We start from the raw sequence: 13162 nt of genomic DNA on the forward strand, positions 1-13162 counted from the left end.
CACCATGCCGTTGCTTCGCCCCAAGACACGCTCGGCGCCGGATTGGCACGACTACCTGGTCGCCCGACGCCAGAAGAGCCGCCAGCAGGCGCTGGTGGACTTCTTCGCCGGGGCCGACCTGTCGCCGATCCTGCCGATTCAGGAGGCGCCGCTGATGGCACTGGACCTGGAGACTACCGGGCTCGATCCCAGGCGTGACGAGATCGTATCGATTGGCCTTGTGCCCTTTTCGCTGTCGCGTATTCGGCTCGCCGAGCGGCGCTACTGGGTGGTGCGTCCCCATCGCACCCTGAACGCCGAGTCGGTGACCTTTCATCACATCACCCACGCCGATATCCAGGGGGCACCGCGGATCGAGGAGGTGCTCGCCGATGTCTTCCGCGCCATGGCCGGCCATCTGCTGGTGGTGCACTATCGGCATATCGAGAGGTCCTTTCTGGACGCCGCAGTACGCGCGGCCTGGAAGGAGTCGTTGAGCTTCCCGGTGATCGACACCATGTCGCTGGAGGCGCGCATCCACCGTCAGTCGACCATGGCGCGTTTTCGTCGCTGGATGGGCCGACCACCCAGGTCGATCCGCCTGCACGACAGTCGGCTGCGCTACGGGCTACCGCATTATCATGGCCACCACGCCCTGACCGACGCCATCGCCACGGCGGAGCTGCTGCAGGCGCAGGTAGCCGGCAACTACGCGCCGGAGACGCCCATCGGCATGCTGTGGAGTTGAATAAGGGAGTTGAGCTGCCCGTCGATGCGTCAGCCATCTCTCCACAAGAAAAGCGGCAGCCCGAGGGCTGCCGCTTTTTTCATGCACTTGCTGTCTGCGTAAGGCTGGCCTAGACCGCCTTGGGCTCGCTCATCAGGCCCTTGATGATGGCGTAGCAGGCCACCAGCAGCACCAGGGTGAACGGCAGCCCGGTCGAGACCGCCGCCGCCTGCAGGGCGGTAAGACCGCCGCCCAGCAGCAGGGCGATGGCGATGGCGCCTTCGATGATGGCCCAGAACACGCGCTGCGGCTTGGGTGCGTCGACCTTGCCGCCGGCGGTGATCGAGTCGATGACCAGCGAACCGGAGTCCGAGGAGGTCACGAAGAACACGATGACCAGCACGATGCCGATGAAGGAAGTGATCGAGGCCAGCGGCAGCTCGCCGAGCATGGCGAACAGCTTGAGCTCGAGTGCGGCGTCCTGGACGCCCTGGAAGCCGTCGGTGATGTACTGCTCGATGGCGGTACCGCCGAAGGAGGTCATCCACAGCACCGATACCAGGGTCGGGACCAGCAGCACGGCGGTGAGGAACTCACGCACGGTGCGGCCACGGCTGACCCGGGCGATGAACATGCCGACGAACGGAGACCAGGAGATCCACCAGGCCCAGTAGAAGGCGGTCCAGCCCTGGACGAAGTTGGCGTCCTCGCGACCGAAGGGGTTGGACAGCGCCGGCAGCTCGGCCAGGTAGTGACCCAGATTGGTGAAGAAGCCGGTGGCGATGGCCAGGGTCGGGCCCACCAGGATCACGAACGCCAGCAGCAGGAAGGCCAGCACCATGTTCACCTGGGACAGACGCTGCACACCCTTCTCGACGCCGAGCAAGATGGAACACAGGGCGACGGCGGTGATGCCGGCGATCAGCAGCACCATGGTGGTGTCGGTATTCGGCGTACCGAACAGCTCGTTCAGGCCGGCGGCGGCCTGGGAAGCACCGAGCCCCAGCGAGGTGGCCAGACCGAACAGGGTGGCAAAGACTGCCAGGATGTCGATCAGGTGGCCCGGCCAGCCCCACACGCGCTCGCCCAGGATCGGGTAGAACACCGAGCGCATGGTCAGCGGCAGACCCTTGTTGAAGGCGAAAATGGCCAGTGACAGGCCGACGATGGCGTAGGCCGCCCAGGGGTGCAGGCCCCAGTGGAAGATGGTCGCTGCCATGCCAAGGTTGACTGCCGCCTGCTCGTCACCGGCGGCAGCGCCCAGTGGTGCCCAGTCGGTACGTATGCCATTTTCGCCGACCGAGGTGCCACCCAGCGCGGTGGAGAAGTGGGTCATCGGCTCGGATACGCCATAGAACATCAGACCGATGCCCATGCCGGCGGCGAACAGCATGGCAAACCAGCCCATGTAGCTGTAGTCGGGCGTGGCCTCGGCGCCACCGATGCGGACCTTGCCCAGCGGGGTGAAGATCAGTACCAGCGACAGCAGTACGAAAATGTTGCCACCGAGCAGAAAGACCCAGGACAGGTTGCTGGTCAGCCAGCCGCGGACGCCGTTGAAGAACGGCTCGGCGCCGCTCTGAAAGGCCAGGGTCAGGATCACGAAGACCAGGATCAGCAGCGACGAGACGGTGAACACCTTGCCGTGCAGGTCCACGTCCACGCCGAAGGACTTGGTGACGATATTGTCCTGACCGATGACGTAATCGGTATCGATCAGGTTGGCTGGCCCATCCGGGGCCGGAATACCCTCGCTGCCGGTATCGGCAGATGAAGGCTTGTGGTTGGGGTCTTTTTCCACGTGCGATCTCCCTTGCGTTTAAAAATGGTAACTGTGGCGTCACGCCATCGACTCGGAGCGGGGTCGCGGCTGGCTCGCCTGTCATCGACACCGTACGGTCCAGCCTGCCTGAAGTGTGGCCTGCCTGAGCCAGCTTGCCAGTTGTGCCGTCAACGGCATCTGTTCGAAGGCCGCCCGGGCACGCCTGGGTCAGCTTGTCACGCTTGTCCAGGACCCAGCGTTCTGCCGGCGACCGCTGGCATGACGTGGGCGACGCAGGTGCTGGCCGCAACGACAGCAGGGGCGCCCCGGGGCACCCCTGACCATTGCCACAGCATCATGACGGTGGCGTGGCATCTATCGGACTCAGGCTTCGCCGAGCCACTCCTTGACCACGTCCTGGTTGTCCTCGACCCACTTCTGGGCGTTTTCGTAGGGATCGGTGTCGTCTTCCTGATTCATCAGCATGACTTCACCCATCATTTCCGTGGTCCACTCGAAGTTCTCGAGGATGGCGTAGGCCTCCGGCATGTCCTCTTCGAGGCCCTGACGGACGATGGTGTGGATCTGTTCGGCACCACCGTAGACGCCCTGGGGGTCCTCGAGGTACTTGAGGTCCCAGCGGGCGAACATCCAGTGCGGGGTCCAGGTGGTGACCACGATCGGCTCGCCACGGTCGATGGCGCTGCCCAGTGCGGCGGTCATGGTGGCGCCGCTGCCGGTGCGCAGGTCCAGGTCGAGCTCGTAGGCGTCGACCACTTCCTCGGTCAGGCGCATCAGGCCGGCGCCGGGATCGATACCGATGATCTCGCCGTTGAACTGGTCGGCGTGTTCATTGAGCTCATCAATCGAGTCGACCTCGGAATCTGCCGGGACCGCAAGGCCCAGCTTGGTGCCGTCGAGGTTGACGCCGGCATCGACCAGCTGGTCCTGGAGGCGCGCGTAGTAGTCCTCGTGAGTGGTCGGCAGCCAGCCCGCGAGCAGAGCGTCGGCGTCGCCGCTGGCGACGGACTGCCACATGGCCGCGGCAGACAGTGCGGAGGTCTCGACCTCGTAGCCGGCCTGTTCGAGCACAGCACGAACCACGTTGGTCGACGCCACGGTGGACGACCACTCGACGTAGGCCAGGTGCACGGAACCCTTGTCCTGGGCGTGAACACTGGTGGCGGCGGCGCTGATGGCCAGGGCCAGACCGAGAGAACGAGTTGCCTTGGGTGACATGGTGCGACTCTCCTTGCGATAAGAGGTATTAGCGTGAAGCAGGCGACAGTGTCTTGCAAATGCCGCCCCGCAGGCTCCCCCGGCCGAGGGAGCCCGCGTCGAGCCTTTACTGCTTGCGCTCCTTGCGCAGGGACTGGGTCAGGCGATCCAGCAGCATCGCCAGGATGACCACCGCGATGCCGGCCTCGAAGCCATCGCCCGGACGCAGGCGCTGGATGGCTCGCCAGACCTCGCTGCCCAGGCCATCGGCGCCGATCATGGCGGCGATCACCACCATCGACAGGGCCAGCATGATGGTCTGGTTGATGCCGGCCATTACCGTGGGCAGCGACAGCGGCAGCTGCACCTTGACCAGCTTCTGGCCGCGGGTGGCGCCGTAGGCGTCGGCGGCCTCGATCAGCTCCACCGGTACCTGGCGGATGCCCAGGGTGGTGAAGCGGATGGCCGGCGGCATGGAGAAGATCACGGTGGCAAAGATCGCCGACACCGAGCCGATACCGAAGAACGGGATCGCCGGGATCAGGTAGACGAAGGCCGGCATGGTCTGCATGAAGTCCAGCACCGGCATGATCAGGCGATAGAGTCGATCTGACAGCGCCGCGGCGATGCCCACCGGCAAGGCGATGACCACCGCCACCAGAGTAGCGATGACCACCAGGGTCAGGGTCTCGATCATCGGGTCCCACAGATCGAGGTTCCAGATCAGGCCAAGGCCCAAGACCGCGCCGATGGCGAGCCTGGGGCTTGCCATCTTCCAGCACAGGCCGGCGATGATCAGCAGCAGGGCCCAGTCGGGCAGCCACATCAGGGCGTCATTGAGACCGTCGATACCGGTCTGGGTAATCCGCGAGATGCCGCGGGTGACGGCAGAGTATTCGGTGGTCAGCCAGCTCAGGCCGGTCTCGATCCAGTCACCGAGGGGAATGCGAGGAATCTCGATCGCCATTAGTGGTCTCCTGCCTGTGCCAGTTCATCCAGTACCGCGCCCTTGACCACCACGCCCAGCAGGCGTCGCTCGTCGTCGATGACGGCGATGGGGAAGCTCTTTTCGTTGAACAGCGCGAACAGATTGTGCAGCGGCTCGTCGGGTCCCACGGTGCGGAAGTCCTGGGTCATCACGCTATCCAGTCGATCCTGCCCGCTCTGGATGGCGCTGTTGGCGGCGTCGGCCTCGACCAGTCCCTTGAGCTTGCGATCGCGGCTGGTGACGTAGATCGAGTCCATGGCGTTTTCTTTCATCTTGCGCAGTGCGGTACGCGGGCCGTCGTCCTCGCGGGCGGTGGCACGCACCGGGCGCATGGCGCTCTCGGCGGTCAGCACCCGGGACATGTCGACGCCTTCGATGAAGCGCTCGACGTAGTCGTCGGCCGGCTTGGTCAGGATCTCCTCCGGCGTGCCGATCTGCACCACCTCACCGTCCTTGAGCAGGACGATGCGGTCACCGATGTTCAGCGCTTCGTCCAGGTCGTGGGTGATGAACACCGTGGTCTTCTTCATGCGGTGCTGGAGTTCCAGCAACTCCTGCTGCATATCCTTGCGGATCAGCGGGTCGAGCGCCGAGAAGGCCTCGTCCATCAGCAGCACGGTGGAGTCATTGGCCAGCGCCCGGGCCAGGCCAACACGCTGCTGCATGCCGCCGGACAGCTGATTCGGGTAGGCGTCTTCCCAGCCATTCAGCCCGACCTGGGTCAAGGCGTCACGGGCGGTCTTGGCGCGGGTGTCGGCGTCGATGCCGCGAATCTCCAGCCCGAATTCCGCGTTCTGTTGCACGGTACGGTGGGGGAACAGGGCAAAGTTCTGGAAGACCATCGAGAAGTGACGGCGGCGGCACTCCAGCAGTGCCTTGTCGGAGAGCTGCGGAATGTCCTCGCCGTCGATGATGATCTCGCCTTCGGTGGGCTCGATCAGCCGGTTGAGGCAGCGGATCAGGGTCGACTTGCCCGAGCCTGAGAGGCCCATGATCACCAGCAGTTCGCCTTCATGGACGTCGAAGTCGATGTTCGACAGGCCGAGGGTCTGGCCGGTCTTGTCCAGGATTTCAGGACGCTTGAGCCCTTCATCGCGTAGCTTGAGTGCCTTCTTCGGCTGGTCGCCGAAGACCTTGCTCAGCCCGCGAACCTTGATCTTGACGGATCGGTTCTCGCTCATGGGTAGGGGTGCCTTGTTGGGTTGCGTAAACACGTCCAGCCGGTCGAACGATGAAGGTCGACGTCACGTGCATCCTGGCGTCGGCGTTCATCGTCCAGCGCTGGCGCGGCTGCGTCAGGGGCGGCACTCCTTGCCGCATCCCCACGGCTGAACAGCATGCCAGCTTTCACCGTTGAGGCGCAGAAAGGTGCAATACCCTAAAGGTCTTTGAAAGATCATTCAAATTCAGCATGGGCGCACGTTCACTGAATCGAGAAAGCCCCGGTGGGTGCGGTATTGGGTAGAAGTGGGGGAGAAGCCCATGCCGGAACGGCATGGGCAAGGGGAGCTATTTCCCTGTCGCGCTCCCTGTCGCGGTCAGTATCGGCGCCGCTCAGCGTACCCGCGTCAGCCGGATCAGACGACCGGGATCGCTGTCGGTCAGCAGGTAGATGGCGCCGTCGGGGCCGAGCCGCACGTCGCGGATGCGGCCGACCTCGCCATCCAGCACCACCTCGCGCTCGATGATGCTGTCGCCCTCGAGGCGCAGGCGCAGCAGTCGCTCGCCGCGAAGCCCGCCCGCCAGAAGATCGCCCTGCCAGGCGGGAAATTCTTCACCGCTGACCACGGCGAGCCCGGACGGCGCAAAGCGTCCTTCGAATACATGCACCGGATCGCGCATGCCCGGGGCACTGTCGACGCCCAGCGGCAGGTTGGTGGCGTAGTCGCGTCCGCGGGTCACCTCGGGCCAGCCGTAGTTCTCGCCGGGCAGAATACGATTGAGTTCGTCGCCGGTGCGCGGGCCATGCTCGGTCGACCACAGGGTGCCGTCGGCAGCCTGGGCAAGGCCCTGAGGGTTGCGGTGGCCGATCGAGTAGACCTCGGGGGCCGCGTCATCGTCGAAGCCCGGATTGTCCGGCGCGGGATCGCCGTCTGCGGTCAGCCTGAGCAGGCTGCCGGCGTGGTCTGCCGGGTCCTGGGCGCGGCCTTTGCTGACGCCGCGATCGCCGATGGTCAGCCATAGCAGGCCCTGGTCGTCGAACAGCAGGCGGCCACCATAATGGCGGCCTGGCGTGGAAAAGCGATTCTGCACAAAAATTGGCGTTATCGCGCCCAGGGCGTCGTCCTCGAACCTGACCCGTGATACCGCCGTGGCGTCGTCCGAGTCGCCGTCCTTGCCGGGCTGCGCCCAGCTGAAGTAGAGCCAGTCGTGGGTGCCATCACCGAATTGTGGATGCAGCGCCAGGTCAAAAAGCCCACCCTGGCCGCGATGTGAGACCTGGGGCAGGCCGTCGAGTCTCTGGACATCACCGTCATCCACCAGCGCCAGGGTCCCGGGCTGCTCGGCGACCAGCATGCGCCCATCGGGCAGAAAGGCCAGCGACCAGGGGGTGTCCAGCTCATCGGTGATCAGCTCGAGCGCGACCGGGTGATGAAGCCCCGGCACCTGCTCGGGCAACGACGCCGCCTGGGCGCCTGCAGGCAATGACAATGTCAGCAGGGCGAGGGAAAGGCTTCGCAACATGGAGACTCCGCACGGCAAGTATGGGTTTCCGGTGGCGGACCGCTTCCCAGTCCCGGGCACGCCGAGCGGCGATGGCGTGCCAGGTCGGCGGAGACGCTTTTCCTGCCAACGGCAACAAGCGTTACAGCAGCAGCGCCAGCAGCACCGGTAGATAGATCAAGGATAGCAGTGTGGAACAGAACACCAGGCTCGCCACATAGGCGGGCTCGCGCTGGGACTTCTGGGCAAACAGATAGTTGAACACCGCCACCGGCATGCTCATCTGCAGCACCAGGATCGCCAGTGCCATGGGGGGCAGGTCAAGCCAGATGCCTATGCCCCAGGCCACGCCCGCCGCCAGCGGGATGCGCAAGAGGCTGAACCAGACACCCGAGCGCAGGCTTCTGACCTGGATGCTGGCCAGCGACACCCCCAGGGTGATCAGCATCAGCGGCACGGTGAAGCCTGAAATCAGATCGACGCTGTTCTGCAGCCACAGCGGCAGTTCGGTGTCGGTGAACAACAGCGCGATGGAGATCAGGATGGCGTAGACCGTGGGCGTCTTGACCAGCGACTTCAGCGGATTGCCACGACTGGCCAGCATGGTGCCCAGGGTGAACTGGAACAGCGACACCGTCACCATCACCGTGATGCCGAAGGCGAAACCTGCCTCGCCGAAGGCGTAGAGGATCACCGGAAGCCCCATGTTGCCGGTGTTGGGGTACATGGTGGGAGCCAGCAGTACCCGCCAGTCCTTGCGCAGCACCAGCGCCAGCACGAAGGCCAGCGCGGCCATGGCGCACAGCACCAGGGCGGCCGCCAGCATGGTGCGACCGAAGCTCGAGGCGTCGATCTCGGCGCCCGCCAGCGAGGCGATCACCAACGCAGGCGTACCGATGTTGAACACCAGTTTGGTGACGAAGGCCACCGGATAGTCGAAGCCGCGGCGGATCCAGAAGAATCCGAGACCGGCGCCGGTGATCACCGGCGCCATCACGGCGAAGAGTTGGGCAAACATGCGAGGGGCTATCTCCTTATCGGTCGACACCTGGGGCCTTGGCACCCTGTCGGTCTGGAGTACGCTGCCGGCCAGCGACGCCGACGGCAGGCGCGGCTTGCCGGGCCTGTCGAGAGCGATCGGCCTGGCGCTCCAGCGACATCGTCAAGCGCTCGATCAGGCCCGCCATCAGCCGGTACTCGGCGCCGTCATCCGCCTGTCTTTCAAGCGTCTGCAGCAGCTGGTTGCCGTATTCACGAGCTCTATCTGGCGCGTGGCCTCTGGCGCTGGCGCCGTAGTCGTCGGCGAGGGCGGCGGCGAGGTCGTCAAGGGCGAGGTCGAGCGCGTCACTGCGCCCGCCCAGGCGCCGCCGCAGATTGAGGCTGGCGTAGCCAAGGTCCAGCCCCACCAGGCCCAGCGAAAATAGATAGCGGCGTTCTTCCGGGAGACTGTCGTCGTGCTGGGCGAGCCTGAGTAGGCGGTCCGCCATGGTACCACCGAAGCGTGACTCGGCTTCATGGAAGCTACGCCGGTGAAGCCCGTGGAGGTCGTTCACCGTGGCGCTGACCAGCCGGTGCTTGCGAATGGTGGTGGGGAGTCCTGGCGCCAGGCGAAAGGCCATCACCACGGTGGAGAGCCCGAGCAGCAGGGCGATAGCGCGGCCGAGAAAGCCATCGATGGAAAAGTCCATGCCGTTGCCGGGCATGGTCAGCAGGATGTTGCCGATGGTGAAGGCCAGGCAATAGCCCATCAAGCGGGGGTTGGCGGCGCCCAGCAGACCCAGGAACAAGGGTGGCATGAACACCAGCGCGAGGGTGACGAAGTCGTTGGCCTGGGCCAGCAGTACATGGCCGAACAGCAAGGCGCTGGGCACCGCCGCCAGCATGCCCTTGAGGAAGGTGGCGGCGACCGCTGCCGGATTGTCGCGGGTCGCGAAGAAGGCCGAGAACAGGGTGCCGACCAGCATCGCGATCTGACCATTGTCCCAGGCGGTGTAGCGCCAGACGATAGCCAGCAGGGCGAACACCAGTCCGGCTCGCAGTCCGTTGAGGGCGGCTTCCAGATGATCCCGGTGAAAGGCCAGCGCCGGCGCCTTGAGGCGGCGTTTGCCGGGGGTGTGGATCGCCTCCCGCGCATCGAGGATGACCAGGGCGTGGCCGAGGGCCTCGCGCAGGCCGAGATGGATGCGCCGTTGCAGCAGCGCCTCTGGTGACTCGGTAGTGCGTGTCGGAGCGGGGTCGCTGGTGATGGGCCCACTGGCGCTGCGCCCGCACCGGGCTGTGGTTTGGCCTGGGGTCTGGTCCGAGGCCTGGTCTAGGGCCTGGTCTGGGGCAGGGGCTATGCCCTCGTCCGAGTCTGCGGCCATGCACTGAAGGGCCCTATGCCTGAGCGCCTGCAGCCGCTGGCGGGCCTGGGCCACGCCGCTGCCCTCGGCGCTGCGGCGCAGGTCACTGGCCATGTCCTCGATCAGGCGTTTGGTGGACGATGGCAGCTCGCCGCCGTGGGAGCGCAGCAGTTGCTGGAGCGCGTGGAGGATCGCCAGCAGGCGGGCGGTGCGCACCGTCAGCACATGGCTGGCGCGTAGCCGGCCGATGCCTTCCGGGCCTTCGTAGCGTGCCGCCTGGCTATCGGTTTCCAGCTGGGTCAGGGGTTGCAGACTGGCGGTCAGGGTGGCTTGCAGGGCAGCGATATCGGCGCTGTTGTCCAGGCGCAGGGCGCCGTGCAAGAAGGCCTGATTGACCACCTGATCGGCCAGGCCGGCGAGATGATCACGGACCTGAATCGGCCACAGCAAGGCGCTGACCAGGGTGGCGCAGATGGCCCCCAGCGCCAGCTCCGACAGGCGCGCCACGGCCACCGCGAACAGACCCGTGGGGGCGCTGGCGGTGATGACCACGATCAGCATGGCGGTGACGGCCGCCATGATGCAGCCGAAGGAAGCGTTGTTGCGGGTCACCGAGGCGGCGTAGGCGCACAGGATGATCCAGGCGGTCAGACAGATCAGTGCCGGTGTCGGCGACTGCACGAACAACGACATGATGGCGATGCCGGCGAGGCAGCCGACGACGGTGCCGGTGATCTGGCTGATGCCTTTCTCCAGCACCATGCCGCTCATCGGGCGAATCTGCAGAAAGGCGGCGGAAATCAGCGCCCAGTAGGGACGATCGAGGTCGCACCAGAGAGCAATGTACAGCGCCAGGGCCATGGCCAGGGTGGCCTTGATGGCGAACTTGACCGCACTGGCCGGCGGCGTCAGGTAGGCCTGCCACCATACCGAAAAAGGCATCAGCGAGGCTCGGGCCGGACCCGCACCGTGGCGGTCATGCCGGCGCTCAGGTCGAGGTTCGTCGGCACCTCGTCGAGGGCGATGCGTACCGGAATGCGCTGGGCCAGGCGCACCCAGCTGAAGGTGGGCTCGACCTGGGGCAGCAGCTGGTCGTTGGGGGTGGCGTTGTCATTGGCGATGGCTCGTCCAATGCTGTCGACGTGGCCATCCAGCTCGAGGTTGCCGCTCATCAGACTGACCTTGGCCGGATCGCCCACGGCCAGGGCAGGGCGCTTGGTCTCCTCGAAGTAGGCGGTGACGTAGTAGGAATCTTCCACCACCAGCGCCATGACCGAGGTGCCCCGATTGACGTAGTTGCCCTGAGTGAGCTTGAGGTTGATCAGGTGTCCCGAGGCCGGGGCGGTGACCTCGGTGCGCTCCAGGTCCAGGCGGGCGCTGGTCAGGTCACTGCGGGCCTGATTGAGGGCGGCGGCGGCGACATCGCGGTCACGATTGGCGCTTTCGCGATTCTCGGCGCTGATCGCCTGGCGGCTGAGCTGCTCTCGCCGCGACGCCTCGTGTTCCTTCAGTGCAAGCTCGGCCTCACGCTGGGCGACGATGGCTGAGGCCTTGGCCAGGGCGGCCTGGTAGCGAGCATCGTCGATACGAAACAGCACCTGGCCTTTTTCCACGTGGTCGTTGTCGTCGACCGCAAGGGCGATCACCCGGCCCGAGACGTCGGGTGCCACGGTGATGATGTCGGCGCCGACTCGGGCGTCACGGGTCCAGGGGCTGTACAGATAGTAGCGCCATAGCCACAGTCCGGCAGCCACGGCGGCGGCGACCACCGCCAGGGTGATCAGCACGCGCAGGGTCTTGCGCATTCAGGCGCCTCCGCTGGCAAGCGCACCCCACCAGGCGACCCCGGCAGTGCACAGAACGAAAAGAGAGGTGTCCAGCCACGCCTCGTACCACAGCCGAGAGGTGCCGCATAGGCGGTGCAGGGCGAAGCGCAGTACTGCGGCGAGCAGCAGTCCGATCAGGGCGTAGACCAGCAGTGGGCTGAAATAGATACCGCCAAGCGCGACTTCCTTGAGCGCCATGCTGGGCCTCCCCGGGATTCAACCGTGCGGTTGTGAATCGTGTAACCGAGACCAAGCGTAGCAAACATGCAAGCAAGGCGGGAGGGGCTCACCCCGCCTGACGGCGGGGCAGGGCGGTGGTCTCCAGGGCTCGCCAGGCGTCCGGCACGGCGTCGCGCAGATGGTCGAGCAGGGCGCTGACCTTGCGCGGCTGATGGCCGAAACCGTAAAGCAGGGTCACCGGCAGCGGTGCCAGCGACCAGTCTTCCAGGCAGCGCACCAGTTCGCCGGGGTGATGGCATTCGCGGGCTTCGGTGGTCCACACCGGCAGGATGCCGAGCCCGCGACCCCGGGCGATGGCGTCGATATGCAGCATCGACTGGTCGACGCGAAAGCGTGACGCCGGTGGCTGGAAGTGCACCGTGCCGCCGTGACGGTGGGACAGGGTGATGCCGCCCTGACTGTCGCCCATCAGGTCGATCCAGGCGTGATGGCCAAGGGCGTCGGGAGCCTCCGGGGTACCGTGCTTCGCCAGATAGTCCGGATGAGCGTAGATGCCGCGCTCCAGCGCGCCGAGGCGCTCCTGGCGCAGGTTGCCCTCGTCGGTTTCGCCAAGCCATACGCAGATGCCCTGGAAGTCGGGGTCCCGTGGCGCCGTTTCGCCGGTACTCAGCGTCAGGCGTATCGCCGGATGACGTTCCAGAAAGGTCTCCATCACGCCGCCCAGCCAGCTTCGCGTCAGGGTGCGATGGGCTTCGACATGAAGCTCGCCGCTGACGTCCTCGCGCAGGCTGTCCAGGGTGCGCTGACCCTGTTCGGCGAGTTCCAGGATTTCCCGACTGATCACGTAGTAGCGCTGTCCGGCCTCGGTGGGCAGGAGCTGGTTGGCCTGACGCTTGAGCAGCGGTTGGCCCAGCCGCGACTCGAGCTGGCTGATTCGCCGGCTCAAGGTCGACTTCGCCAGACCCAGTTGGATGGCGCTCTGGGTCAGGCTTCCGGTCTCCATGACGCGGTTGAAGGCAAGCAGTTCGTCGAGATCTGGCATGGCATCACGCAAGCGGGAAGAGGGGCAACACGAACCGCCAGTATGCCACGGGATCGTGCGGATGAAAATCATTCTCCCTTGTGCTGGCGGCCTCTACCGCATGCCAGCCGTGCACGTCCTGCGCGTGGAGCGACGCAAGCCGGGGGGCGAGCGAATCAGGCAGGCAAGACAGGCAGACAAGACAGGCAGGCAAGACAGCCAGGCCAGACAGGCAAGCCAGCTTCGGGAGGGGGTTGCGAGAGTTGCAACGTCACGTTCACGGGCAATTGTGCAACTTTGATGGAAGAATCTAAATGATAAATATTCACATTCATTGTTGTGCGCAGGTCGTCTCGACCCAGGGCGGCGGTCCTGAAACGCCAGCCATTGCGCGTGCCACCGGGTGGCTTGCCACCCCTTTTCGGAGTCATGAAGAAGATGTTGCCTCAGCGCTT

General features: G+C 65.5%; 11 protein-coding genes. 1 reads left to right on the forward strand and 10 read right to left on the reverse strand.

What is annotated here, in order from left to right; genetic code table 11:
- Positions 1 to 4: 4 nt before the first annotated feature.
- Complete coding sequence (locus RBB39_RS00395; protein ID WP_306168561.1) at positions 5 to 727, forward strand: 3'-5' exonuclease; 723 nt, start codon at positions 5 to 7, stop codon at positions 725 to 727.
- Between the two features lie 109 nt (positions 728 to 836).
- Here the strand turns inward: RBB39_RS00395 and RBB39_RS00400 are convergent, their stop codons facing one another.
- The 10 genes from RBB39_RS00400 to RBB39_RS00445 form a co-directional block, all read right to left on the reverse strand.
- The gene (locus RBB39_RS00400; protein WP_306168562.1) at positions 837 to 2507 is read right to left on the reverse strand and encodes a BCCT family transporter; all 1671 of its coding nucleotides are present in this window, start codon (positions 2505 to 2507) and stop codon (positions 837 to 839) included.
- A gap of 345 nt (positions 2508 to 2852) precedes the next feature.
- Positions 2853 to 3707, reverse strand: a complete 855-nt coding sequence (locus RBB39_RS00405; RefSeq protein ID WP_108448283.1) for a glycine betaine ABC transporter substrate-binding protein — start codon at positions 3705 to 3707, stop codon at positions 2853 to 2855.
- Positions 3708 to 3813: 106 nt separating this feature from the next.
- A complete protein-coding gene (locus RBB39_RS00410; protein ID WP_045992040.1) occupies positions 3814 to 4647 on the reverse strand; it encodes a proline/glycine betaine ABC transporter permease in 834 nt (277 codons plus the stop codon).
- Between the two features lie 5 nt (positions 4648 to 4652).
- The gene (locus RBB39_RS00415) at positions 4653 to 5855 is read right to left on the reverse strand and encodes a glycine betaine/L-proline ABC transporter ATP-binding protein (protein WP_045992017.1); all 1203 of its coding nucleotides are present in this window, start codon (positions 5853 to 5855) and stop codon (positions 4653 to 4655) included.
- A 373-nt stretch (positions 5856 to 6228) separates the two neighbouring features.
- Positions 6229 to 7359 (reverse strand): PQQ-dependent sugar dehydrogenase, encoded by a 1131-nt coding sequence (locus tag RBB39_RS00420; RefSeq protein ID WP_108448284.1) that lies wholly within the window; start codon positions 7357 to 7359, stop codon positions 6229 to 6231.
- Positions 7360 to 7480: 121 nt separating this feature from the next.
- The gene (locus RBB39_RS00425) at positions 7481 to 8356 is read right to left on the reverse strand and encodes an AEC family transporter (RefSeq protein WP_045992015.1); all 876 of its coding nucleotides are present in this window, start codon (positions 8354 to 8356) and stop codon (positions 7481 to 7483) included.
- Positions 8357 to 8372: 16 nt separating this feature from the next.
- A complete protein-coding gene (locus RBB39_RS00430) occupies positions 8373 to 10622 on the reverse strand; it encodes an FUSC family protein (RefSeq protein ID WP_306168563.1) in 2250 nt (749 codons plus the stop codon).
- Positions 10622 to 11485 carry an efflux RND transporter periplasmic adaptor subunit gene (locus RBB39_RS00435; protein ID WP_306168564.1) on the reverse strand — a complete coding sequence of 288 codons (864 nt, stop codon included), beginning with the start codon at positions 11483 to 11485 and terminating at the stop codon, positions 10622 to 10624. Before RBB39_RS00435 ends, RBB39_RS00430 begins: the two co-directional genes overlap by 1 nt.
- A complete protein-coding gene (locus RBB39_RS00440) occupies positions 11486 to 11704 on the reverse strand; it encodes a DUF1656 domain-containing protein (RefSeq protein WP_108132484.1) in 219 nt (72 codons plus the stop codon). It lies immediately after the preceding gene.
- A gap of 88 nt (positions 11705 to 11792) precedes the next feature.
- Positions 11793 to 12728: a LysR family transcriptional regulator gene (locus RBB39_RS00445; RefSeq protein ID WP_306168565.1), complete on the reverse strand. Its 936-nt coding sequence runs from the start codon at positions 12726 to 12728 to the stop codon at positions 11793 to 11795.
- Positions 12729 to 13162: the final 434 nt, after the last annotated feature.

Origin of the sequence: Halomonas sp. MMSF_3323 (assembly GCF_030733595.1) — a bacterium.
In the GTDB taxonomy this organism is placed as follows: domain Bacteria; phylum Pseudomonadota; class Gammaproteobacteria; order Pseudomonadales; family Halomonadaceae; genus Halomonas; species Halomonas litopenaei.